Annotated in this window: 18 protein-coding genes and 1 pseudogene; 7 read left to right on the forward strand and 12 right to left on the reverse strand. The window is 73.8% G+C overall.

Annotated features, from left to right (window positions below):
- Window positions 1–62: 62 nt before the first annotated feature.
- On the reverse strand, window positions 63–1,289 hold the full coding sequence (gene dinB / locus B1H55_RS07910; RefSeq protein WP_073453231.1) for a DNA polymerase IV: 1,227 nt from the start codon (window positions 1,287–1,289) through the stop codon (window positions 63–65).
- An 81-nt stretch (window positions 1,290–1,370) separates the two neighbouring features.
- Between dinB and B1H55_RS07915 the strand changes: the two genes are divergently transcribed.
- Window positions 1,371–2,210 (forward strand): spermidine synthase, encoded by an 840-nt coding sequence (locus B1H55_RS07915; protein ID WP_077240323.1) that lies wholly within the window; start codon window positions 1,371–1,373, stop codon window positions 2,208–2,210.
- 44 nt (window positions 2,211–2,254) lie between these two features.
- Here the strand turns inward: B1H55_RS07915 and B1H55_RS07920 are convergent, their stop codons facing one another.
- On the reverse strand, window positions 2,255–3,169 hold the full coding sequence (locus B1H55_RS07920; RefSeq protein ID WP_077240324.1) for a PAC2 family protein: 915 nt from the start codon (window positions 3,167–3,169) through the stop codon (window positions 2,255–2,257).
- Between the two features lie 384 nt (window positions 3,170–3,553).
- Here B1H55_RS07920 and B1H55_RS07925 point away from each other — a divergent pair, with 384 nt between their 5' ends.
- Window positions 3,554–6,145 (forward strand): HelD family protein, encoded by a 2,592-nt coding sequence (locus B1H55_RS07925; protein ID WP_077240325.1) that lies wholly within the window; start codon window positions 3,554–3,556, stop codon window positions 6,143–6,145.
- A gap of 61 nt (window positions 6,146–6,206) precedes the next feature.
- Entirely contained in the window at window positions 6,207–8,012 is a 1,806-nt protein-coding gene (locus B1H55_RS07930; protein ID WP_073453224.1) for an AMP-binding protein, read from the forward strand.
- Between the two features lie 76 nt (window positions 8,013–8,088).
- Here the strand turns inward: B1H55_RS07930 and B1H55_RS07935 are convergent, their stop codons facing one another.
- The 3 genes from B1H55_RS07935 to B1H55_RS07945 form a co-directional block, all read right to left on the reverse strand.
- Window positions 8,089–8,970 (reverse strand): aldo/keto reductase, encoded by an 882-nt coding sequence (locus B1H55_RS07935; protein WP_073453222.1) that lies wholly within the window; start codon window positions 8,968–8,970, stop codon window positions 8,089–8,091.
- A 64-nt stretch (window positions 8,971–9,034) separates the two neighbouring features.
- Window positions 9,035–9,937: a 4-hydroxy-tetrahydrodipicolinate synthase gene (gene dapA / locus B1H55_RS07940; RefSeq protein WP_073453220.1), complete on the reverse strand. Its 903-nt coding sequence runs from the start codon at window positions 9,935–9,937 to the stop codon at window positions 9,035–9,037.
- 42 nt (window positions 9,938–9,979) lie between these two features.
- Window positions 9,980–10,909, reverse strand: coding sequence for an NAD(P)-dependent oxidoreductase (locus tag B1H55_RS07945; protein ID WP_231952908.1), 930 nt, complete (start codon window positions 10,907–10,909; stop codon window positions 9,980–9,982).
- A gap of 472 nt (window positions 10,910–11,381) precedes the next feature.
- On the opposite strand from B1H55_RS07945, the gene B1H55_RS07955 reads away from it, so the two are divergent.
- Window positions 11,382–12,068 carry a GNAT family N-acetyltransferase gene (locus B1H55_RS07955; protein ID WP_073453216.1) on the forward strand — a complete coding sequence of 229 codons (687 nt, stop codon included), beginning with the start codon at window positions 11,382–11,384 and terminating at the stop codon, window positions 12,066–12,068.
- A gap of 158 nt (window positions 12,069–12,226) precedes the next feature.
- Here B1H55_RS07955 and dapB read toward each other — a convergent pair whose 3' ends face one another.
- The 6 genes from dapB to B1H55_RS07985 form a co-directional block, all read right to left on the reverse strand.
- Window positions 12,227–12,979: a 4-hydroxy-tetrahydrodipicolinate reductase gene (dapB, locus tag B1H55_RS07960; RefSeq protein WP_077240327.1), complete on the reverse strand. Its 753-nt coding sequence runs from the start codon at window positions 12,977–12,979 to the stop codon at window positions 12,227–12,229.
- Window positions 12,980–13,046: 67 nt separating this feature from the next.
- A complete protein-coding gene (locus B1H55_RS07965) occupies window positions 13,047–14,435 on the reverse strand; it encodes a M16 family metallopeptidase (RefSeq protein WP_073453214.1) in 1,389 nt (462 codons plus the stop codon).
- Between the two features lie 98 nt (window positions 14,436–14,533).
- Complete coding sequence (locus tag B1H55_RS07970) at window positions 14,534–16,939, reverse strand: polyribonucleotide nucleotidyltransferase (RefSeq protein WP_073453212.1); 2,406 nt, start codon at window positions 16,937–16,939, stop codon at window positions 14,534–14,536.
- Window positions 16,940–17,083: 144 nt separating this feature from the next.
- Window positions 17,084–19,456, reverse strand: a complete 2,373-nt coding sequence (locus B1H55_RS07975) for a glycoside hydrolase family 3 N-terminal domain-containing protein (RefSeq protein ID WP_077240328.1) — start codon at window positions 19,454–19,456, stop codon at window positions 17,084–17,086.
- Between the two features lie 171 nt (window positions 19,457–19,627).
- Window positions 19,628–19,897: a 30S ribosomal protein S15 gene (gene rpsO, locus B1H55_RS07980; protein WP_073453210.1), complete on the reverse strand. Its 270-nt coding sequence runs from the start codon at window positions 19,895–19,897 to the stop codon at window positions 19,628–19,630.
- 174 nt (window positions 19,898–20,071) lie between these two features.
- Complete coding sequence (locus B1H55_RS07985) at window positions 20,072–21,097, reverse strand: bifunctional riboflavin kinase/FAD synthetase (protein ID WP_077240329.1); 1,026 nt, start codon at window positions 21,095–21,097, stop codon at window positions 20,072–20,074.
- Window positions 21,098–21,347: 250 nt separating this feature from the next.
- Here B1H55_RS07985 and B1H55_RS07990 point away from each other — a divergent pair, with 250 nt between their 5' ends.
- From B1H55_RS07990 to B1H55_RS08000, 3 genes and pseudogenes are all read left to right on the forward strand, one after another.
- Window positions 21,348–21,983, forward strand: a complete 636-nt coding sequence (locus B1H55_RS07990) for a TetR/AcrR family transcriptional regulator (protein ID WP_077240330.1) — start codon at window positions 21,348–21,350, stop codon at window positions 21,981–21,983.
- Window positions 21,980–23,281, forward strand: coding sequence for an MFS transporter (locus B1H55_RS07995; protein WP_077240331.1), 1,302 nt, complete (start codon window positions 21,980–21,982; stop codon window positions 23,279–23,281). Before B1H55_RS07990 ends, B1H55_RS07995 begins: the two co-directional genes overlap by 4 nt.
- Window positions 23,263–23,460, forward strand: a pseudogene (locus tag B1H55_RS08000) (hypothetical protein); the annotation flags it as partial. The gene B1H55_RS07995 and the pseudogene B1H55_RS08000, both read left to right, overlap by 19 nt.
- A 124-nt stretch (window positions 23,461–23,584) precedes the next feature.
- On the opposite strand, the gene B1H55_RS12870 reads toward B1H55_RS08000, so the two are convergent.
- On the reverse strand, window positions 23,585–23,725 hold the full coding sequence (locus tag B1H55_RS12870; protein ID WP_231952906.1) for a hypothetical protein: 141 nt from the start codon (window positions 23,723–23,725) through the stop codon (window positions 23,585–23,587).
- Between the last annotated feature and the right edge of the window lie 58 nt (window positions 23,726–23,783).

A 23,783-nucleotide genomic window follows, 5' to 3' on the forward strand; every position in this document is an offset into this window, starting at 1 on the left:
GCCGGTCGCTCAGGACGATATGCCGAGCCCAGGGATCCGCCTTCGAGTCTACTTGCTCCGGTTCACCGACCGCTAACCGGCGGGCGGAGAAGGCTGGCGGGGGCCACGGCTCCCGCCCCCCATCGGCGCCGCACCTCGTCCGCCGCGCGCTCGGGCGCCCCGCGACGGGGGTCATCGTCGAGGAGGAGCTGAACGCCGTCGTCACCGCGGCTCAGGCCCTCGCAGCGCACGCCGAGGAGGCGGTACCCGCCCGGCGGGGTGGGCAGGGCGTCGAAGAGTTCCTCGATGGTCCGCCACACATCGCGCGCCAGGTCCGTGGGCTCGGTCAGGGTCCGCGAGCGGGTGACGGTGGTGAAGTCGGCGCCGCGGGCCTTGAGGACGACGACGCGGGCCCGAAGCTCCCCCGCCCGCAGCCGCGCCGCGCACTGGTGGCACTGGTCGAGCAGGACGCGACGGGCGTGGTCGCGATCTCGCAGGAGGTCGAAGAAGGTGGATTCGGTGCCGACGGACTTCTCCTCGCGGCCGGGGCTGACGGGGCGCGGGTCGATCCCGTGGGACAGGGCGGACAGGTGGCGGGCCGCGGCGGGGCCGAGGATGCGGGCCAGGGTGCGGGCGTCCGTGGCGGCAAGCGCCCGCACATCGGTGATGCCCCACCGGGCCAGGGCGGCCTCGCTCTTGGCGCCCACCCCCCACATGGCGCCCACCGGCAGGATGTCCAGGAAGTCCTGGGTGGAGGAGGCGGGGATGAGGAGGAGCCCGTCGGGCTTGGCGTGGGAGGAGGCGAGCTTGGCGACGAATTTGGTCGACGCGATGCCCACGGAGGCCGGCAGGCCGAGGCGGGCACGGATCTCGCGGCGGATCCAGCGGCCGATGGCGACCGGGGATCCCATGCGGCGCCGGGCGCCGGCGACGTCGAGGAAGGCCTCGTCGACGCTGACCTTCTCCAGCAGGGGGGTGACCTCCCCCAGGATGCCCATGACGGCCCGGGAGACCCGGCCGTAGTGGCGGTGGCGCACGGGCAGGACGACGGCCTGCGGGCAGCGGCGCATGGCCTCGGCCATGGACATGGCGGAGGCCACCCCGTAGGCGCGCGCCTCGTAGGTGGCAGCGGAGACGACGCCGCGGCCCTCGGCGCCGCCGACGATGACGGGGCGGCCCACGAGCTCGGGGTGGTCGAGGAGCTCGATGGAGGCGAAGAAGGCGTCCATGTCGACGTGGAGGATGGGGGTGGCGGAGTCGTCATCCCCCCAGTCGCGGCGGGCGCCGGCGGCGCGCGGGGCTCTGCTCATGGGCCCTCCTCCCCGCCGGGGCCCGCCGGGCGCCCCGCTGATCCGATCGTGCTCGTGACGCGCCCAGGCTAGCGTGCTCCTGTGACACGCAAGCAGTCCCGCAGCGGCGGTCGACGGCGCGGGGGCGCAGCGCACTCCCCCGCGCGCTCGCTGGCGGCCCTCCCGGTGGGCCCGGTGCCCACGTCCCTGGGTGTGGCCGAGTTGCAGGTGCGCGAGTCGGGCGTGCTCCTCCTCCTCGACGGGACGGAGTCGTCATGGATCGACCTGCGCGATCCGTCTCATCTGGACTTCGAGTACCAGCAGCAGATGGACGCCGCGCTCAACGCGCTCAGCGGGCCCGGCGCCCCGGTCCGCGCCCTGCACCTGGGAGGGGCGGGCTGCGCCCTGGCGCGCGCCTGGGACGCCACCCGTCCGGGCTCGACGCAGACGGCGGTGGAGATCGATGAGATCCTGGCCGGCCGCGTGCGGGAGTGGTTCGACCTCCCGCGCTCCCCGCGGCTCCGGATCCGCGTGGGCGACGCGGCCCGGGTGGTGCCCGAGCTGCGCGCGGGCGAATGGGATGTCATCGTGCGCGACGTGTTCGCCGCCGGGGCCGTGCCCGCGTCCTGCCGGGACGGGTCCTTCCTGGCCGGCTGCCGCGCCGCGCTGGCCGATGAGGGCCTGCTCCTGGCGAACTCGCCGGCGATGCCGCGCGCGCAGGCCCACGATGAGCTGCGGGCGGCCTCCCGCGTCTTCGGCGGGATCATCGTGGTGGCCGATCCGGCGGTGGCCCGGGGCAAGCGCCAGGGCAACCTGGTGATCGTGGCCCGCCGCGAGCCCTTCGGCCCGGCGGAGGAGGAGGCCGTGGAGAGGGCGGTGCGACGCCTGCCGCTGCCGGTGCGCACCTGGGGCGCGGACGACCTGGCGCCTCGCGGGCGCTGAGCCCGTCCCGGTCGCGAGCGCGCGGCCCCCTCCCCCGCCCGGGGTCAGGACTGGTTGTTGCCGGGATCCTTCGTCTCGAGGAACGCCTCGAGGCGCGCGCCGATCTCATCGGCGCTGGGCAGGTCGAGCAGGGACGAGAGCTCGCCGATGCCCTCGTCGTCCTTGCTCGGGGCCAGGACGTCGTACTGGGCCTCCAGGGCGTTGACGATCGCGGTGACCTCCGGTTGCTGGGAGGCCTCGGCGTCGATCTCGTGCCGGTTGAGGCTGGCGGCCGCCTCGAGGTCGCCCAGCGGCAGGGCGAGCCCGGCGGCGTCGGCGACGGCTGCCAGGAGCGCGGAGGCCCCCGCCGGGTAGTCGTCGCGGGCGACGTAGTGCGGGATGCCCGCGGCCAGTCCGCGCGAGTCGAGCCCGGCCTCGCCCAGCCGGATCTCCATGTAGGTGGCGAAGGTGCTGGGAACCTCGACGGTCCCGAAGAAGTCGGGCTGCTCGGGCAGGAGGTCGAGGCGGCTGCCGTGCTGGTGGATGAAGGTGGGCCGGGTGTGGGGCACGGCCAAGGGCAGCCCGTGGATGCTGATGGCCTGGCCGGCGCCGAGCGAGACGGCCAGGTGGGTGATGGCCCCGGCCACCTCCTGCCAGCGGTAGTCCGGCTCCGCGCCGTGGAGTAGCAGGAGCTGGGCGCCGCCGTCGTCGGTGAGGAGATCCAGGACGAGGCTGGGCAGCTCCACGCCCGTGAACTGGCGGGACTCGAAGCGCGCGACGGGGCGGCGGGCCCGGTAGTCGATGATCCCGTCGACGTCGAAGGTGGCGAGGCGCTCGTGGGGCAGGGCGAGGAGCAGCTGCTCGACGGCCAGCGCCCCGGCGTGGCCCGCGTCCATGGCGCCGTCGAAGTAGTGGAGGAGGACGCGCGGGGCGATGGGGCGCGTCAGGCTGGCGAAGGTGTAGAGCGGCGGTTGGATCATCCCTGGTCTCCTCTCGTGATCGTCATCGCGGTGGTGCTCATTGCCCGGCGGCTCGGGCGGGGCCGGAGGGAGCGCCCCCCTCGCTCCACGACGAGGGGCGCCTCATGGGCCAACGCGCCGTCGCCCCGGAGTGTTCCCGGGATGCCCGGCCCGTGCCCGCCTCCTGCCCAGGAGGGCCATGGGACGCAGGTGGCGGACGTGTTCGCGGTGGGCGTCGCCCCGGCTGCGCCGCGGCGTCCCCACGAGGAGAATAATGGACGGCCCTGTGCTGCGGGGCACCGGACGCCCGCGCGCCACCGCAGCGCGACCGCGCCCGGGCCGCCCGGAAGCGCACTGGGCCGCCCGGCGGCCCGTCATATCCGCCATTGATCCCAGTGAGGCCCCGTGAGCACGTCGAGCCGGTCCCCCCAGGTTGCGCCCGATCCCGCGCCCGAGGCGCCTCCCGCCGCCCCGGGCCCGGAGGGAGCGGCCCGCGAGCGCGAGATCGCCGCCGAGCAGCGGGTGGTGGACGCCGCTTACGGGGAGCTGGACCGCCGGCTCGCCGAGGCCAGGGCCGCGCTGGCCAGCACCGAGGCGCGCGGCGCGAGCGGTACCCACCAGTCCCGGGGCGAGCGCGACGCCTACGCCGTTCATTACTCGGGGCTGATCTCCACCCTGGAGGGCGTGGAGGAGCGACTGGTCTTCGGACGGATGGACATGGGCGCCGACGAGCCCGGCACTCCCGGGGCGGATGACCCCGACGGCCCGGGCTCGCCCGGGTCCTCCCTCGGCGCGGGCCCCGCCGGGGGCGGCGCCGTCGGCGGCCCTCCTCGGCACTACGTGGGCAGGATCGGGCTGCATGACGCCGCCCGCCGGGAGGTCGTCCTGGACTGGCGCGCGCCCCTGGCCAGGGCCTTCTACCAGGCGACCGCCCTGGAGCCCATGGGACTGGTGCGCCGCCGCCATATCGATACGCGCGCCCGGCGCGTCCTGGGAGTGGAGGACGAGCTCATCGACGTCTCGGCCCTCGATGGCGCCGATGCCCGGGCCGCCGGCGAGCAGGGGGCGCGGCTGGCGGCAGAGGGGCTGCAGGGCGAGGGGGCTCTCATGGCGGCGATGTCGGCGGCCCGCGACGGTCGCATGGGGGACATCGTCGCGACGATCCAGGCCGAGCAGGACCGGATCGTCACGGCGCCGGGCACGGGGGTGCTCGTGGTCCAGGGAGGGCCGGGCACGGGCAAGACCGCGGTCGCGCTGCACCGGGTGGCCTACCTCTTCTACGCCGAGCGGGAGCGCCTGGAGCGCTCCGGGGTGCTGCTGGTGGGCCCCTCGCGAACCTTCCTGCGCTATGTGGAGCAGGTGCTGCCCTCCCTGGGGGAGACGGGGGTGGTCTCGACGACGATCGGCGACCTGGTGCCCGGGATCCGGGCTCGTGGCGCGGAGAGCACCGCCATCGCGGAGATCAAGGGGCGGGCCCTGTGGGCTCGGATCCTGGCCCGGGCGGTCAAGGGCCTCCAGCGCGTCCCGGACGAGCCTCGTCCGATCGTGGTGGAGGGCACCGCGCTGGAGCTGCGGCCCGAGGACGTGCGCGAGGCGATGGCCAGGGCGCGGCGCGGCGGCAAGCCGCACAACCTGGCCCGCGAGCCCTTCGTGCTGTGGCTGCTGGAGCGCTTGACGGACCAGTTCGCCGCCGCGACCCGTCAGGACGCCTCGGACCCGGAGACGCGCGCGTGGATCCGCGAGGACATCCGCACCTCGCGCGACGCCCGCCGGGAGATCAACCTGTGCTGGATGCCGACGACGCCGCAGGGCCTCCTGGAGCGCCTGTGGGCACGCCCGGCCCTGTTGGAGCGCCTGGCCCCCGAGCTCACCGGGGCCGAGCGCGAGGCGCTGCGCCGCTCACCGGGGTCCGAGCTGACGCCCGCGGACATCCCCCTCATCGATGAACTCGCCGAGCTGCTGGGCCCCAGCGACGACGCCCAGGCGCAGCGGGCCCGTCTGGAGGCGCGCCGCCGCGAGGAGCTGGTGGCCTACGCCGCCGAGGCGATCGAGTCCCAGGAGCTCGGCGGTGGGATCGTGACGGCGGAGATGCTGGCCGACCGCGTCGCCGACCACGGGCCCTCCCTCACCCTCGCCGAGCGCGCCCGGGCGGATCGGAGCTGGACGTACGGGCACGTCGTCGTCGACGAGGCGCAGGAGCTGGGGGCGATGGCCTGGCGGGCGCTGGCGCGGCGCTGCCCGGTGCGCTCCTTCACGGTGGTGGGCGACCTGGCGCAGTACTCGGGGCCGACGGCGCCGTCGAGCTGGGGGCAGGCACTGCGGGCGCTGGGCACGATCCCGTCAGCAGATGGTGGAGGGAGCCCCCGGAGGGATCATCACCAGCCCGGTCGGGGCGGGCGCGCCAGGCGCGGTTCGCGGGGCGGGTCGACGCCGCTGCGCGAGGAGGTCCTCACCGTGTGCTACCGCACCCCGGCCACGGTCATGGAGGCCGCGGACGCGGCGGTGACCTCGCTGGGGCACCCGCCGGTATACCCCGTGTCCTCGGTGCGCGACCTGCCGGACTGCCTGCGGGTGGACCGCGTCGGCCCGGTGGACTCGACGGGCCGGGCGGAGGGCGCCGCGGGCGCCGCCCTCGAGGAGGCGGTCCTGACGGCGGTGCGCGAGGAGATGGCGGCGCTCGATGAGGCGGTGGGGCCCGAGGGGGGCCGGATCGCCCTCATCGCGCCCGATCCCGAGCCCTGGGCCGCGCGCCTGGCGGCCGACGCCGCGCTGGCCGCCGCGATGGAGGCGCCGGGCGGGGACGTGCTGCGCTCGCGCCTGGCGGTCATGGGCCCGGTGATGTCCAAGGGCCTGGAGTTCGACATCGTCGTGCTCGTCGAGCCGGGCGAGATCGGCCGGGCGAGTCCGGGCGACCTGTACGTGGCCATGACCCGCCCGACCCGGCGCCTGCGCGTGGTCTCCTCCGGGTCCCTGCCGAGCGGGCTTACGGCACCGTAGGTTACGGTTGCGTAGGAGCGCGCGCCGCGCCCGGCGGCGCCGACCAACGCGAGGAGGACGAGTGGATCAGGACCACGGCGGCCCCGCCGCGCCGGCCCCTCGGGCAACCGGCCCAGGGGCCTCGACACCCGAGCGGGTGAGCCGGCCGCACTACGCGCCGGGCGTGTCCGCGACGATCCCGCCCGTCACCGAGCCGCTGTCCCGGATGCTCGACGACGCCGCGCGCGACTACCCGGACCGGGTCGCCCTGGACTTCCTGGGCGCCACCACCACCTATGAGCGGCTGGCCCGCCAGGTGGCCCGAGCCGCGGAAGCGCTGCGGGGCCTGGGGGTACGGCCCGGCGACGTCGTCGGCCTCATCCTGCCCAACTGCCCCCAGCACGTCCTGCTCGCCTACGCGGCCTGGCGGATCGGCGCGATCGTCGCCGAGCACAACCCCCTGGCCCCGGCCGCCCAGATACGCGAGCAGATCGAGATCCATCAGGGCGGAGTCATCATCGCCTGGGAGAAGACGATCGCCCGGGTCGTGGCCGCCACCGGATCGCTGGCCGAGGCCTCGCTGGAGGGCCGTCAGGTCTTCAGCGTCGACCTCTCGCGCCGCCTGCCCCTGACAAGCCGCCTCGCCCTCAAGCTGCCGGTGGCCGCCGCCCGCTCCCAGCGCCACGAGCTGCGCGGGCAGGTGCCCGCGGGCGTGCGCTCCTGGGACGACCTCGTGGCCGCCTCCCCGCTGCTGCCCGCGAGTCACCCGCTGCCCGGCGTCGACGATGTCGCCGTGCTCCTGTACACCGGCGGCACCACGGGAACCCCCAAGGCCGTGCGGCTGACCCATGCGAACCTGCGCTCCAACGCCGAGATGAGCCTGGAGTGGGCCTCGCAGGTCTGCGCGCCGGGCCGTGAGACTTTCTACGCGGTCCTGCCCTTCTTCCACGCCTTCGGGCTGTCCCTCAACCTGCTGTGCGCCGTCGGCCTGGCGGCCACCCAGGTGGTGCTGCCCAAGTTCAGCGCGGATATGGTGCTGACGGCCTGGAAACGGCGGCCGGCCACTTTCTTCCCCGGCGTGCCGGTGATGTTCGACCGGATCCTCACCCGGGCGCGGGCCACTGGTGCGGACCTGTCGAGCTGCTCGGTGGCGGTGTGCGGGGCGGCCGCGAACCCCAGGGCGGTGGCGCAGGCCTGGGAGGAGGCCACGGGCGGGGTCATCATCGAGGGCTACGGGATGACCGAGACCTCCCCCATCATCCTGGGCAATCCCATCTCCCCCGAGCGGCGCGCGGGGGCACTGGGGGTTCCCTACCCGTCGACCGAGGTGCGCCTCGTGGACCCGGACAACCCGGAGGCAGAGGTGGCGCCCGGCGAGGTCGGTGAGCTCGTGGCCCGCGGCCCCCAGGTTTTCGCCGGCTATTGGCACGACCCCGAGGAGACCGAGGCCGTCATGCTGCCCGGCGGCTGGCTGCGCACCGGCGACCTCGTGCGTCAGGAGGCCGACGGCTTCTACGTCATCGCCGACCGCCGCAAGGAGCTCATCATCTCCGGCGGCTTCAACATCTACCCCACCGAGGTGGAGGCCGCCGTGCGCTCCATGCCCGAGATCGCCGACGTGGCCGTGGTGGGTGTGCCCAGTCGTGCCGGCGATGAGCGCGTGGTGGCGGCGATCGTCCCCCATGAGGGGCAGACCGTCACCCTGGAGCAGGTGCGCGCGTGGGCCGAGCGGACGCTCTCCCACTACGCCCTCCCCCGTGAGATCGCGATCCTGTCCGAGCTCCCCCGCTCGATGATCGGCAAGGTGCTGCGGCGTGCGGTGCGCGACCAGATCCTGGCCGTCCGGGGCGAGGGCGCGGGAGGCCAGGGGCCCCAGTCCGATCAGTGAGGGGCAGCGGGAGCGCGGCCGCGCCCGGACGCCGACCATCGGCGGCCCGCGGCCCCGGGCAGGCCTGTCAGCCCTGTCAGTCCCTGGGGAGGCGGTAGCGCTCCATGAGGCCCAGGGCGAACTCGGGGTCGTAGTGGTCGGCGGTCAAGGGCGTTGCCTCGTCGAGGGCGGCGATGGCGGCCATCTCCTCCTCGGCCAGGGAGAAGTCGAGGATGTCCAGGTTGGCGGCCATGCGGTCGCGGTGCACGGACTTGGGGATGATGATGACGTCGCGCTGCAGCAGGTAGCGCAGGGCCACCTGGGCGGCGGTCCTGCCATGCGCCTCCCCGATCGCGGTGAGCACCGGGTGGGTGAAGATGCCCTTGCGGCCCTGGGCGAGCGGCCCCCAGGACTCCAGGGCGGTGCCGTACTTGGCGTACCAGGGGCGCGAGGCCGCCTGCTGGTTGAAGACGTGGGTCTCCATCTGGTTCACGGCCGGGGCGACCTCGACGTTCTGCGCCAGGTCGACGAAGCGGTCCGGGAAGAAGTTGGACACGCCGATGGCGCGGGCCTTGCCGGCCCGGAGGGCGGCCTCCATGGCGCGGTAGGTGCCGTAGTAGTCGCCGAAGGGCTGGTGGACGAGGAGGAGGTCGACGTAGTCGGTGCCCAGGCGCCGCAGGGAGGCGTCGATCGAGCGGGTGGCCGTGCCCTCGCCGGCGTTGGAGAACCAGACCTTCGTGGTGAGGAACAGCTCCTCGCGGGGAATGCCGCAGGCGGCGACGGCGGCCCCCACGCCCTCCTCGTTGCGGTAGGCCTGGGCGGTGTCGATCGAGCGGTAGCCGACCTCGATGGCCTCGTGCACGGCGCGCTCGGTCTCCTCCGGCGGGGTGAGGAAGACGCCGTAGCCGATCATCGGCATGACGACGCCGTTGTTGAGGGTGGTGGTGGGGATCTCAGGGGTGGATGGGGCGCTGGTCATGAGGATCTCCCTAGCGGTGAGGCGGTTGCGGTGGTTGCCGCTGACGGTCGCGGTGGTGGGGCTCCTACAGGAGGCCGGAGGCGGCCAGGGCTGCGCGCAGGGCGTCGATCTCCTCGGCGGAGGCCCGCACGAGCGGCAGGCGCACGGCGGCGCTGGGGATGCGCCCCTGAAGGAGGAGGGCCTCCTTGGCCATGACGGCCCCCTGACCGCCTCCCATGATGGCTCCGACGAGCGGGCGCATGCGCTGGGCGACGGCACGGGCCCCGGCGAGGTCCCCCTCATCGACCTCGGTGATCATCTCGCGCCAGGAATGGGCGTCCGCATGGGCGACCACCGAGATGACGCCGCTGGCGCCGTGGGCGAGCCAGGCGAAGTTGAGGCCGTCGTCCCCCGAGTAGTACTCCAGGCCGGTGGCCTCCATGCGGCGGAAGCCCTGCTCGACGTCGCCGGTGGCGTCCTTGACGGCGAGTACGCGGGGATGCTCGGCCAGGCGCGCGAGGGTGTCGTCGGTGATGCGCACGCCGGTGCGGCCCGGGATGTCGTAGACCATGACGGGCAGGTCGGTGGCCTCGACGACCGCCATGATGTGCTGGTAGACGCCCTCCTGGCTGGGGCGGTTGTAGTAGGGGGCGTTGATGAGCAGGCCCTCGGCGCCCGCGGCCTGGCTGCCCGCGCCGATGCGCACGGCGTGGGCGGTGTCGTTGGAGCCGGCGCCGGCCATCAGCATGGCGCGCCCGCCGAGGGCGTCCTTGACCTCGCGCAGGAGCGTCTGCTTCTCGGGCAGGTGGGTGGTGGGGGCCTCCCCGGTGGTTCCGGCCAGAAGGATGAGATCGGCGCCGTCGTCGACGAGGGAGACGGCCAGGGACTGGGCTGCGGGGACGTCGATCTCGCCCTCGGGGGTGAAGGGGGTGATCATGGCGACGCCGACGGAGCCGAAGGAGCGCGGGGGCAGGGTGTTCTGGGTCATGCCCCGAGGGTAACGGTGATCACGCGCCGAGGACAGGGCGTCTCAGGGCATCTCCGAGTCCTCCCGAGTCTTCCCGGGTCCTCCTGGGTCCTCCTGGGTCCGCGGCTGCCGCCTCGGGGCGACGACCCTGTCGATGGCGGCGACGTCGAGGCCGCCGTAGCCCTGGGCATGGGCGGCGGCCAGCTGCATGAGACCGGCCGCGCCGACGGGGGTGGGCACGCCCAGGCGGGCGGCGGCCTCGACAGCCAGGCGCAGGTCCTTCAGGGCCAAGTCGACGCCGAAGCGGTTGGCGAGGTCGCCGTCGATCATCCACGGCAGGCGCAGGTCGGCCTGGTAGGACCAGCCGCCGGTGTCCTTGAGGGCTTCCAGGAAGGCGGCGGGCTCAACGCCGGCCGCGCGGCACAGCTCATAGCCCTCGGCGACGAGTGCGACGGTGGTCATGCCGATGAGGTTGGAGACGAGCTTGAAGGCGGCGGCGCTCTCCACAGAGCCCATGCGGTGGACGACGGCGCCGATGATCCCGAAGACCTCTGCCAGCTCCTCCAGGGCGCCCTCGTCCCCGCCCACGAAGAGCGGCAGCTCTCCGGCCTCGGCCTGGGCCGGGCCCTTGCCCAGCGGGCAGGCGACGAAACGGCGTCCGGCGGCCCGGGCGCCATCGGCGAGGGCGCGGGCGGTGGCGGGGTCGACGGTGGAGGCGTCCATCCAGATCGCCCCGGCGGGCGAGTACTCGCGGTTGGCCTCGTGGACCTCGAGGACCGTCTCGGGCATGGGCAGGCAGGTGATGACGAGGTCGGCGCCGTCGAGGGCCTCGCGCATGCCGGCCGCGGCGATGGCCCCGGCCGCGGCGCAGGCCTCGACCGGCGCCTTGCTGCGCCCGACCACGCGCACCTCGAAGCGGTGACTCCTGGCCAGGTTCCTCGCGATGCCGCCGCCCATGCGGCCGACCCCGATGCAGGCGATGGTGCGGATCATTCGCTTCCTCCTTCAACGCAGGGGTGCGCGGCGCCGACGCCCGTTCCTCGCGCCGATGCTGTCGCGCCGCTCGCAGACCAGCCTAGATGATTGATTCCAGGGGGGTGGTTAGTGGTCGTAAGGGGTTGGGGGACGCGGACTGAGATGCCGGCGGGGCCCCTGCGGCGTGGGCCTCGAGGTCGAGCCGCCCCTTGAGGGCGCCGGGAGTGGGCGCACTCAAGGGGGATGGAGTCCGCCACCCGCATGTTGTCGGACCACAGGCCGGCGGTGGCGCACAGGTGCGAGAGGACTGCCTGCATCGTGCCGGTCAGGGCGCGCGGCCGCGTGATCAGCTCGGCGTCCATCGACTGGTGCGTGTCGCACCGAGTGGAGCGTCCTGCCCGCACCAGTGGGTGCAAACGGCACCAGTCAGGCGGGCTTGAGGCGGACGACGGGCGGGCTCAGCCGGGGCTCGGCCGATAGGCTCGCGCCCATGAGTGAGAGCAGCGAGCGGCGCCAAGCGCCTTCTGTCTTCGACGCCGATCCCGCCTCCGGGCTGAGCGGGGTCCCTGCAGGCGGGGGCGACTCCGCGGAGAAGGCCGCCGAACCGGTTGCGGAGCGGGCGGGCTTCGTGCGCCCCGCGCGGGAGTCGGACCTGCCCCTGATCGGGAGGGTCCACGCGGCGACGATGCTGGCCTCCATGGAGGCGGGCCACGCCGGCGCGCACGGTGGCGCGGGCCTTCCCGATGGCGTGCGGGCGATGATCGCGGCGCCAGTGGTGGCTGCGGGCTGGGAGGAGCCGGTGATCGCGCCGCCGAGCCCGCGGCATCATGTCCTCGTGGCCACGCGGGGCGCCCTGGTGGTGGGGCTGCTGGGGCTCGCCCCCACGCAGGGCCTCGACGATTCCGGGCGGCCGGTGGCCGGCGCCGAGGCGGTGGAGGTGACGGCGATCGGGGTGGCGCCGGAGCACCAGCGGCTCGGTCATGGCTCGCGGCTCATGGCGGCGGCGGTGGACCTGGCCCGCAAGGATGGGGCGAGCGCAGTGAGCGTGTGGGCGGTGCGCGGGGATGAGTCGATGTCCCGGCTGCTCACGGCCGTGGGGATGGCTCCCACGGGGATGCGGCGCGAGCTGCCGATCGGCGATGGCATCGTCGAGGACTGCTGGGCCGCCGCCATCTGACTCATGGCGCGAAATGGCGAGGTTTGAGGATTCCTTTTTCTGACACGATGCCCGATCGTACGTTAGTGCAGGTCAAAGCGTTGCCCCGTTCGAGACTCGGGCATTCAGGGCTCATCTGCGGGCGAGCAATCCTCAAACCTCGTCACCATCGAAGCGCCTCAGAGGTCGAGGAGGTTCTCCAGGCCGATGGTCAGGCCCTCGCGGCCGCCGATCTCGCGCGCGGCCAGGATGACGCCGGGCATGAAGGAGGCCCGGTCGAAGCAGTCGGTGCGGATAGTCAGCTGCTCGCCCGGGTTCCCCAGGACGACCTCCTCGTGCGCGGTCAGGCCCCGCAGGCGCACGGCGTGAACGTGGACGCCGTCGATGACCGCCCCGCGGGCGCCGTCGGGGTCGGTCCGGGTGGCGTCGGGCGAGGGGCCGAGACCCGCCTCGGCGCGAGCGGCGGCGATGCCCTTGGCGGTTGCCGTGGCGGTGCCGGAGGGGGCGTCGACCTTGTTCGGGTGATGGAGCTCGATGACCTCTGCGGACTCGAAGTAGCGGGCGGCCAGGGCGGCGAAGCGCATGGACAGGACGGCTGACAGCGCGAAGTTGGGGGCGATGAGGACGCCCCGCCCGGCGGCCTCGGGGCGGGCCAGGTGCTCGCGAACGCGGCTGTAGGAATCCTCGGTCCAGCCGGTGGTGCCGACGACGACGTCGAGCCCGGCGTCGATGAGGGCGTGGACGTTGGCCTCGGTAACGTCGGGGACGGTGAAGTCGACGGCGACCTGGGCGCCGGCGAGGGTCTCGGGGGTGATCCCATCGCCGACGTCGAGGCGGGCGACGAGCTCGAGCCCCTCGGCGTCCTCAACGGCCTGGCAGACGGTGGACCCCATGCGCCCGGCGGCGCCGACAACGGCAACACGAATCATCATGCCGGCAGTCTACGCAGCCGCCCCGCGTGCCGCCGGACGTGACCGCGGGGCGGCCGTCCCCTCAGCCTCAGGCGGCGGGCCCGACGAGGACTCGGGCGCGCCTCTGGGCGGCCAGCCAGGCGGCCAGGGCGCGCACATCCTCGGCGGTGACGGCCTGAAGGAGCCGCAGGTTCTCGTCCATGGAGCGCAGGCGGGCCGTGGAGACCTCGCCGCGGCCGAGGCGGCCCATGCGGGCCAGGGAGTCCTCGCCGCCCAGAACCATGGAGCCGCGCAGCTGGGCCCGGGCACGGGTGAGCTCGCGCTCGGTGATGCCGTCGGCGGCCAGGCGCTCGAACTCCCCCACCATGACGGCGGCGACCTCCTGGGCGTCCCCGGGGGCGCAGCCCGCGTACATGCCGAAGGCGCCCGAGCCCGCGTAGGCGGCGTCGAAGGCGTAGGTCGTGTAGGCCAGGCCGCGCTTCTCGCGCACCTCCTGGAACAGGCGCGAGGACATGCCCCCGCCCAGGATGGTGGTGAGCACGCTCATCGCCCAGCGGCGCTCGTCGCGCACGGGGATGCCCTGGCAGGTGAGGTAGAGGTGGCTCTGCTCGCTGTCGCGCTCGATGGTGACGTCGTGGACGTCGAGATCGACGATCGGCTCGGTCTCGAAGCGGCGGGGGCGCGGCACGGCATCGGCCGATGAGTCCCAGCCGGCCGAGGCGAGATCGGCGGCCACGCGCTCGCAGATCTCGTCGTGGTCGACGGCGCCGGCCGCGGCCACCACGAGCGCGTCGGAGGCGTAGGTGCGCCGGTAGTGCTCCCAGACGGCGTCACGGGGCACGGCGGTCACCGTGGCCGGGGTGCCGCCAATGGGCCGGCCCAGGGGGGTGCCCTCGCCGAAGGCGGCGCGGGCGAAGGCCTCCTGCGCCACGTCCTGGGGGTCGTCGGCGGCGTCGGCGAGCTCGGAGACGATGACCGTGCGCTCGGTCTCCACCTCGTCCGGGTCGAGGAGGGAGGAAGTGACCATGTCGGCCAGGATGTCCAGGGCGGTCAGGGCGTCCTCGCCCTGGACGCGGGCGTAGTAGGAGGTGTGCTCCTTGGCGGTGGCGGCATTGGACTCCCCGCCGATCATGTCGAAGGCCTCGGCGATGCCGCGGGCATCCCGCGTTGGCGTGCCCTTGAACAGCAAGTGCTCCAGGAAGTGAGTGGAGCCCTCCTGACCGGGGGCCTCGTCGCGCGATCCCACCCCGAGCCACATGCCGAGCGCGGCCGAGCGCAGCCCGGGCACCTGCTCGGTGATGACCCGCACTCCCCCGGGCAGGATGGAGCGGCGCAGCCGGGCGCCGTCGTCGGTGAGGGACAGCTCTGTTCCGGGGGCTCCCGCGCCGGCGCGGATGAGCTCCACCTCGGCGTAGTCGGCGCCGCTGCGCGCGCCCCTGGCTCCCGCGGTCGTCTTGCTCGTGCTCGTCTCAGTCACCCGCGCAGCCTAACCGCCCCGATAGATGTTCCTCGCGCAGGCGGAGCGTGATGCTCCGCCTGCGCGAGGAACGTCAGGAGCGGTTCGCTGCGAGAGGATCAGTCCTCGGAGGCCTCCGCGGTACGGGTGCGACGGCGGCGCGGGCGGCGCTCACGGCGCTCAGAGCCCTCGGCGTCGCCCGCCTCGGCATCCTCCGAGTCGGCGGAGGCGGCGCGGGCGCGGCGGGGGCGGCGCTCACGGCGCTCGGCCCCCTCGGAGCGCTCACCGCGGTGGGCGCGGGCCTCGTCCTCCGAGGCCTGCTGCTCCTCGGTGAGGACGGCGTGCAGGCTGAGTTTTCCGCGCGGGTCGATCTCGGCGAGCTCGACCTGGACCTTGTCGCCCACCGCCAGGACGTCCTCGACGTTCTCCACGCGCCTGCCCCCGACGAGCCGGCGGATCTGGGAGATGTGCAGCAGGCCGTCCTTGCCCGGGGACAGGGACACGAAGGCGCCGAAGGTCGTGGTCTTGACGACAGTGCCGATGAAGCGCTCGCCGATCTCGGGCATCTGCGGGTTGGCGATGGCGTTGACGGCCTCGCGGGCGGCCTCGGCGGACGGGCCGTCGGTGGCGCCGATGTAGATCGTGCCGTCGTCCTCGACCGTCAGGTCCGCGCCGGTGTCCTCCTGGATCTGGTTGATCATCTTGCCCTTGGGGCCGATGACCTCGCCGATCTTGTCGACGGGGATCTTGACGGTCAGCACGCGCGGGGCGGTGGGGGCCATCTCGAAGGGCTCGTCGCCCAGGGCCTCGTCGATGAGGTTGAGGATGTGGAAGCGGGCGTCGCGGGCCTGGCCGAGCGCCCCGGCGAGCACCTCGGAGGGCAGGCCGTCGAGCTTGGTGTCGAGCTGGAGGGCCGTGATGAAGTCACGGGTCCCGGCGACCTTGAAGTCCATGTCGCCGAAGGCGTCCTCGGACCCGAGGATGTCGGTGAGGGTGGCCCACTTGGTCTCGCCGTCGATCACCTCGTGCATGAGGCCCATGGCGATGCCGGCCACGCGGTCGCGCAGCGGCACGCCGGCCTGGGCCATCGACAGGGTCGAGGCGCACACGGAGCCCATGGAGGTCGAGCCGTTGGAGCCCAGGGCCTCGGAGACCTGCCGGATGGCGTAGGGGAAGTCGTCGCGGCTGGGCAGGACGGGCACGAGGGCCCGCTCGGCCAGGGCGCCGTGGCCGATCTCGCGGCGCTTGGGGGCGCCGACGCGGCCGGTCTCGCCGGTGGAGAAGGGCGGGAAGACGTACTGGTGCATGTAGCGCTTGTGGGTGATCGGCGAGAGGTCGTCGATCTGCTGCTCCATGCGCAGCATGTTGAGGGTGGTCACGCCCATGATCTGGGTCTCGCCGCGCTCGAAGATCGCCGAGCCGTGGACGCGGGGCAGGACCTCGACCTCGGCGCCCAGGGTGCGGATGTCCTTCAGGCCGCGGCCGTCCATGCGGATGCCCTCGGTGAGGGTGCGGTGGCGCACGACCTTCTTGGTGACGGACCGGAAGGCGGCCTTGAGGGCCTTGGCGTCCTCCTCGGCCGGGAAGGCCTCGGCGAGGTCGGCCAGGACCTGGTCGCGCACGGCGTCAATGGCCTCGTCGCGGGCGTGCTTGCCCTCGGTGGCGATGGCGGCGGCGAGGTCGTGGGCCTGGGCGGCCTTCTCGACGGCCTCGTACTGCTCGTCGGAGTAGTCCAGGTAGAGGGGGAACTCGGCGGTGGGCTTGGAGGCGTGCTCGGCGACCTCCATCTGGGCCTCGCACAGGGCCTTGATGTGCGGCTTGGCGGCCTCCAGGGCCTCGGCGACGACGGCCTCGGTGGGGGCAGTGGCGCCGGCGGCGATGAGGTCCATCATGTTCTCGGTGCCGCCGGCCTCGACCATCATGATGGCGACGTCGCCGTCCTCGAGGACGCGGCCGGCCACGACCATGTTGAAGGTGGCGCGCTCGAGCTCGGACCAGCGGGGGAAGGCCACCCACTGGCCGTCGATGAGGGCCAGGCGGGTGCCCGCCACCGGTCCGGCGAAGGGCAGGCCCGCGATCTGGGTGGACATGGAGGCGGCGTTGATCGCCAGGACGTCGTAGGCGTCGTCGGGGTGGATCGCGAGGATCGTCTCGACGACCTGGACCTCGTTGCGCAGGCCCTTGACGAAGGAGGGACGCAGGGGGCGGTCGATGAGGCGGCAGGCCAGGATGGCGGAGGTGCCGGCGCGGCCCTCGCGGCGGAAGAAGGAGCCGGGGATGCGGCCGGCGGCGTACTGGCGCTCCTCGACATCCACGGTCAGCGGGAAGAAGTCGAACTGGTCCTTGGGGTGCTTGCCCACGGTGGTGGCGGACAGGATGGCGGTCTCGCCGTCGAGGTAGGCCATGGCGCTGCCCGCGGCCTGCTTGGCCAGGCGGCCGGTCTCGAAGCGGATCACGCGCTTGCCGAAGGAGCCGTTGTCGATCACTGCCTCGGCGGCGGTGACCTCGGGGTCATCAATGAACATCGTCGATGTGTCTCTTTCTCACAAAGATATGGCAGGCAAAGTCTAAGCCGGGACCCGCTCGGGCGGCCGGATCCATCACGTGAGATGGGACGCGCTGCGGGGAGGGGGGAGAGAAGAGAGAGGGAAGCGGGGGCGATATCCTCTCTACACGACCTCGAGCACCGCGTGGGCGCCGGCCGCGCTGGAGCCGCCCACGTAGACATCGATCGTGGTGGCGTCCTGGACGCGCGAACGGGTGACGGCCGACCAGTAGGACAGCTCATCCGGGCCGAGCACGAGCTCGACGGCGCGGGATCGGCCGGCGGGGATGGCGACGCGGGCGAAGGCCTTGAGCTCCCGCTCGGGGCGGGTGGAGGTGCCGTGTCGCTGGTGGATGTAGAGCTGGACGACCTCCTCGCCGTCGCGCGGGCCGATGTTGGCCACGTCCACGCTCACGGTCACACTCTGCCCCACGGCGATGCGGGGCGAGGACAGGCGCGGCTCGGAGTAGGAGAAGGCCGTGTAGGAGCCCCCGTGCCCGAAGGGGTAGAGGGGCGCGGAGGCCTCGTCCCAGTAGCGCTCGCCCGCACCCTCGGGCTGGAAGGTGCGGTAGTGGGAGTGGATCATGGGGACTTGGCCCACGGTGCGCGGCCAGGTGAAGGGCAGGCGCCCGGCCGGGTCGATGTCCCCGAACAGGGCGGCGGCCACGGCCTCGCCGCCTCGCGTTCCGGGGTACCAGACCTGCATGATGGCCGGCAGGTTCTCCTGCGCCCAGCGAAGGTCGAGGGGGCGCCCGGACATGACGAGGGCGACGGTGGGAGTGCCGGTGGCGGCGACGGCCCGGAGCAGCTCGAGCTGGCGGCCGGGGAGGGCCAGCGTGGAGGTGGAGGCCTTCTCGCCGATCTGGTTCTGCGCCTGCCCGACGACGACGATCGCCGCCTCGGCGCCCCGCGCGGTCCGGACGGCCTCGGCGAGGGCCGCGTCGTCGTCGAAGCCCTCGGGGCGCGCGGGCAGGGAGCCCGGGGCCTCGTGATCGTCGAACATGGAGGGGAAGACCCGCGGGGGCGCCCACTCCCCCACCGCGTAGTCGACGCGCGCGCCTCCCGCTCGCGCGCGGATGCCGGCCAGGATCGTGGTGACCTCGTCCAGATCCTCGTCGAAGACCCAGGGGCCCAGGGTGTCGCGGGGCGAGTCGGCGAGCCGGCCGATGACGGCGATGGAGGGGGTGTCCTCGGCCAGGGGGAGGACGGGGGCGCCCTCTGGCTCGCCGCCACGCGCCTCGCCCGCCGAGCGCCCCTGCCAGGGCGCGTTCTTGAGCAGGACGAGGCTGCGCTCGGCGGCGCGGCGGGCGACCTCGCGGTGGGCGGGGTCGGCGAGGACCGCGGGGGCGGTCCCGGCGTCGGCGTAGGGGCTCTCGAACAGGCCCATGGCGAACTTGGCGGTCAGCATGCGGCGAACGGCCTCATCGAGGCGGCCCTCCTCCACCCGCCCGGCCCGCACGGCCTCCGGCAGGCGCCTGAAGGCGGCGTCCTCCATCGTCATCTCCATGTCGAGGCCCGCCGTCAGGGCGCGGGAGGCCGCGTCGGGCAGGTCGGCGGCGAAGTGCTGGGCGGTGAGCGAGCGCACGGCGTTGGCGTCGGAGACGACGAAGCCCTCGAAGCCCATCTCCTCGCGCAGCACGTCGGTGAGGAGCCAGGCATTGCCGGAGGCGGGCACTCCGCCTAGATCCATGTAGGCGCTCATGATGCTGCCCGCCCCGGCCCCGATGGCGGCGCGGAAGGGCGGGAGGTAGACGTTCCACAGCTCGTTGTCGGAGATCTCGGCGTCCTCGTAGTCGCGGCCACCGCGCGCCGCCCCGTAGCCCGCGAGGTGCTTGGGGCCGGCGATGACGCGCCCGGGGGCGCCGATCCGCTCCCCCTGGAAGCCGCGCACCTGGGCGGCGGCGGCCGCGGCGCCCAGGCAGGGGTCCTCCCCCGCCCCCTCGACGATCCTGCCCCAGCGCGGGTCGCGGGCGATGTCCACCATGGGGGCGAAGGTCCAGGACAGGCCGACGGCTCGGGCCTCGCGCGCGGCGACGGCCTGCGCCTCCTCGATCATGGCGGGGTCCCAGGAGGCGGCCATGGCGATGGGCACGGGCATGATGGTGCGCAGGCCGTGGATGACGTCGTAGCCGAAGAGGAGCGGGATGCCGTGGGGGCCCTCCTCCACGGCGATGCGCTGAAGCGCGTTGACGGCCTCCGGGCGCCGCACGAAGAGCAGGCTCCCGGCCCGCCCGGCGCGCACCTCGCCCTCGACCATCTCGGACTGGGCCAGGACATCCCGGTCCTGCTCGGCAAGGCGGTCGGCGCCATCGGACCCGGGGAGCCCGGGGATCATGGAGCGCTGGTAGAAGTACTGGATGAGCTGACCGGCCTTCTCCTCCAGGCTGAGGCGCCCGAGCAGATCCTCGACGCGCTCGCCGATGGGCGCGGCCGGATCGAGGTAGCGGGGGCCGGCGGGACCGGCCGACTCATCGGGCGCGGTGGGCGCTGCGGGCATTGGGGCCTCCTCGGGCGGGACGTCGTCGTCGGCGCGGGCCCGCTCTGCGCGGGCGGCCCTGCGATCCTAGACGACCGGGCGGGATGAGCGCGGCCGGATCAGCGCGAACACGCCCGGCCCCCGTCATCCGGGGGATGACGGGGGCCGGGCGGAAGACCTCGGGCTCGGGCCTCAGCGGCGGATGCCGAGGCGGGAGATGAGCGAGCGGTAGCGCTCGATGTCCTCCTTCATGAGGTAGTCGAGGAGGCGGCGGCGCTTGCCGATGAGCAGGTAGAGGCCGCGGCGCGAGTGGTGGTCGTGCGTGTGGGTCTTGAAGTGCTCGGTGAGGTTGGAGATGCGCTCGGTGAGAACGGCGACCTGGACCTCGGGGGAGCCCGTGTCACCCTCGTGGGTGGCGTACTCGGCGATGATCTCGGACTTGCGCTCAGGGGTGACCGACATGTGCGGGCTCCTTCTTCTCGTTGCGCGGAGCGCCGGGGCATGTTCACCCGGGCATGACGGTTCCGCGGCCGATCGACGGCGCGCCAACAGTACCAGCAGACCGCTCCCCTCCCCTCCCCGGGGCCTGTGGGACCGGGCACAGGGCGGGCGCACCTCCTCCCGGCGGGGCCGCGCTCAGGCGGTGACGTCCTGCGGGCGCACGGGCTCGGGAACGGGGGAGCCCAGCACCTCGGCGGTGTCGAGCACGTCTTGGCGCATCCGCTCCAGCAGCGGCTCCAGGGAATCGAAGGCGAGCATGGGGCGCAGGTGGGATACGAAGTCCACGGCCACATCCTCGCCGTAGAGATCGAGGTCCGCCCGGCCGAGGACGTGGGCCTCGATGGTGCGGGCCGGGACATCGTCGAAGGTGGGGTTGGTGCCGATCGAGATCGCGGCGGGCAGGCGCTCGCCCTCGGAGGCACCGCCCCGCCCCCCTCGCACGAGCCATCCGGCGTACACGCCGTCCGGGGGCACGACGCCGGCGGTGGCGGCGTCGAGGTTGGCGGTGGGGAAGCCGAGCTCGCGACCGCGCCGCAGCCCATGGATGACGACGCCGCGCACGCGATGGGGCCGCCCCAGGATCTCGGCGGCCTGGTGCACGTCCCCGACGGCGAGGCACTCGCGCGCCCAGGTGGAGGACCATCGCCGCCCGCCGGGGGCCAGGACCTCGGGGACGATCTCGATCTCGACGCCGTCGGCGGCGCCGATGGCGCGCAGGGAGTCGGCGTCGCCGGAGTTGTCCCGGCCGAATCGCACGTCGGCTCCCACGACGACGGCCCGCGCGCCGAGGAGCCCCTCGAGCCAGTCGCGCACGAAGTCCTCGGGCGACTGGTCGGCGAAGCCCAGGGTGTAGGGGATGACGAGGACGGCGTCCAGGCCGGTGGCGGCCATGGCCTCGAGGCGGTCCGGCAGGGAGGCGATCATCGCCAAGTCGATCCCGGGGCGGTGGACGGTCAGGGGGTGCGGGTCGAAGGTGACTGCGACGGCGAGGCAGCCGGGCCCCAGGGCGCGGGCGCGCTCGACGACGCGGGCGAGGATCCGCTGGTGGCCGCGGTGGACGCCGTCGAAGACGCCGACGGTCACGGCGCTTCCAGCGCTAGCGGCGCCACTGGAGGGGCGCTGCGACTCGGGCACCTGCTCGGCGCCGTACCAGATCTCCACCGGGTGCGATCCTGCTCTTCTCATGGCCGGCGGGCGCCCGCGGGTGGGCAGCCCCGCCGGACCGGCCTGCATGACTGGGGCAACCCTGCCACGGAGGCGACGGCGGCGCGAACCAGGAGGAGGGACCGGGCCCCGCCGAGCAGCACCCGAACGGCGGGGGTTGCATCGGGCGGCCCCCGCCCCTACGCTACCGACCGACGATCGGTCGATATGGATCGGCCCAGAGCCCTCCCGGGAGGAGACCGGTCCCATGCCCCGTGTCAGCAAGCCCGCGGCCGAGCGCCGCGAGGAGATCCTCGACGCCGCCGAGCGCCTGTTCGCCGCCAAGGGGGTGACAGCCACCACCACAGGCGACATCCTGGAGGCGGTGGGCATCGCCAAGGGCACGCTCTACTACCACTTCACCGGCAAGGACGCGATCCTGCACGCCCTCATCGAGCGCACGGCCGCGCTGATCGCCGAGCGCGCCGCCGCAGCGGCGGCGACCAGCCTCCCGGCGCCGCAGCGGTTCATGGCGGTCATAGGCGCCATGAGGGTCGAGGGCGATGCGGCTGAGATGATCGACGACCTCCACGACGCCGCCAACACGCATTTCCACCTCCTATCGCTGGTCACCACGATCCGCGCGCTCACCCCGATCCTGGTGGGGGTCGTGGAGGACGGGATCGCCGAGGGCTCCTTCGACTGCTCCGACCCGCGCACCACCATCGAGATCCTGCTGACCAGCGGGGCCATGCTCGTCGACGAGGGCATCTTCACCGGTGAGGCCGATCAGGCCCCCCGGCGAATGGCCGGCGTCCTGCGGGCCGCGGAGACCCTCCTCTCCACCGCCCCCGGGGCGCTGACCGGCCCGGCCGCGCCCGCCTCCCCGGAGGCGGAGGGATGAGGCTGCTCGGCCTGCTGGTCCTGGGCTCCTTCATCACCTCACTCGGCACGGGGATGACGGCCTTCGGCCTGGCGATCATGGCCTATGCCATCAACGGCTCGGCCAGCGCCGTGGCCGCCGTGCAGATGTGCGCCCTGGCACCGCTCATCCTGCTCGCCCCCATGGCGGGCGCTGTCGCCGACCGCGTCGACCGGCGCCTGGTCATGGTCATCGGCGACGGCGGCTCCGTCCTCGGCCTGCTCGTCGTCCTGATCGCACTGCGATCGGACTCCCCGAGCCCGGCCGTCGTGCTCGCGGGCGTCACCCTGTCCTCGATCATGGCCTCACTCACCGAGCCCGCCCTGCGGGCATCGGTCTCCGAGCTGGTCGAGCCACCGCAGTACGTGCGCGCCTCCGGCCTCCTCCAGGCCTCCAGCGCTGCCAAGCTCCTCATGGCCCCCGCCCTCGCCGGGCTCCTCCTGCCGATCATCGGCCTGACGGGGATCATCCTCATCGACGCCTCCACCTGCCTCATCACGGTGGCCTGCTCACTAGCCGTGCGCCGAGCGCTCCCACCGCGAGCCGACGCCGTGCCCGAGCCCGCCCGCGAGCGCCTCCTGGGCGGATGGCACCAGATCCGCTACGACCCCCGGCTGCGGACCCTCGTCATCATCATGACCGCACTGACCACCACGATCGGGATCGTGCAGGTGCTGTTCAAGCCCTCACTCCTGCCTTGGATGAGCGCCCAGTCCGTGGGACTGGTCGAGACCCTGTGCGCCACGGGCCTGCTGATCGGCGCGACCCTGGCGACAGCCACCCGGGCCCATCCGGTGGCGCTGCTCACCGGGGGCACCGCCATGACGGGCACCGCCATGGTCGGCCTGGCGGCCCGCCCCTGGACCTGGTCGGTCGCCACGGCCGGGATCATCGCCTTCACCGCCCTCGCCCTGTGCCAGGCCGGGGCCGATGCCCTCGTGCGCGGCCGCCTCGACCCTGGGCGCGAGGCCGCCGCCTGGGGAGCGATCAGCCTCATCACGCAGTCGGGCTACCTCCTAGCCTACGCGACCGCCGCCCCACTGGCCGACTGCCTGTTCTCACCGCTCCTGCGCGCCGGCGCGCTCTCCGGGATCGGGAGGGCGACCGTCGGCTCCGGGCCGGGACGGGGGGCTGCACTGACGATCGCCGTCGCCGGAGCGCTCACGATCGCGCTCGCGGCCCTCCTGCGCATCGAACGGGCGCGCCTGGCTCCTGAAGCGGTGCCCGCCGCCCCCACCGATTCACCGAAGGAGGGCGCAGTATGCTCCGCAGACTCCTGAGGGCCGATCTGACGCGCGGCGCCGCCGTCGCCGTGACCCTGACAGCGCTCATCGCGCTGGCCTGCTCACTGGCGAGCGCCTCCGCGCGCATCATCGTCGACACGACGTCGGCCACGAACCAGCTCGCCCGTCGGGCCAATCTGCCGGACCTGGTGCAGATGCACTCGGGGCGCCTCGACGCAGTCTCCCGCGCCCTGCGGCGCCAGGCGGTCTGAGTCGGGCGCCAGCCGTACCGTCCGGGGAGGAGACGGGCCCCGTCTTCTCCCCCGCCGTCGGATCAGGCCTCCGCGGTCAAGCGGGGCCTCAGTGCCCGTCGTGCCCGCAGCCGCAGCCACCGGGAGTGGCCGGCGCAGTGCTGACGGCGCGCAGACCCAGGATGTTGCCGGCCTTGCGGCCGGGGACGATGCCCTCGGGACTCGCAGCGCCCCCGGCCGCGGCCGTCATGGGCCGGGCCGCCTGGGGGGCCGGGGTGCGACCGGCCCGGGCCCCGGCGGACTCCGCG

The organism is Actinomyces denticolens (assembly GCF_002072185.1).
In the GTDB taxonomy this organism is placed as follows: domain Bacteria; phylum Actinomycetota; class Actinomycetes; order Actinomycetales; family Actinomycetaceae; genus Actinomyces; species Actinomyces denticolens.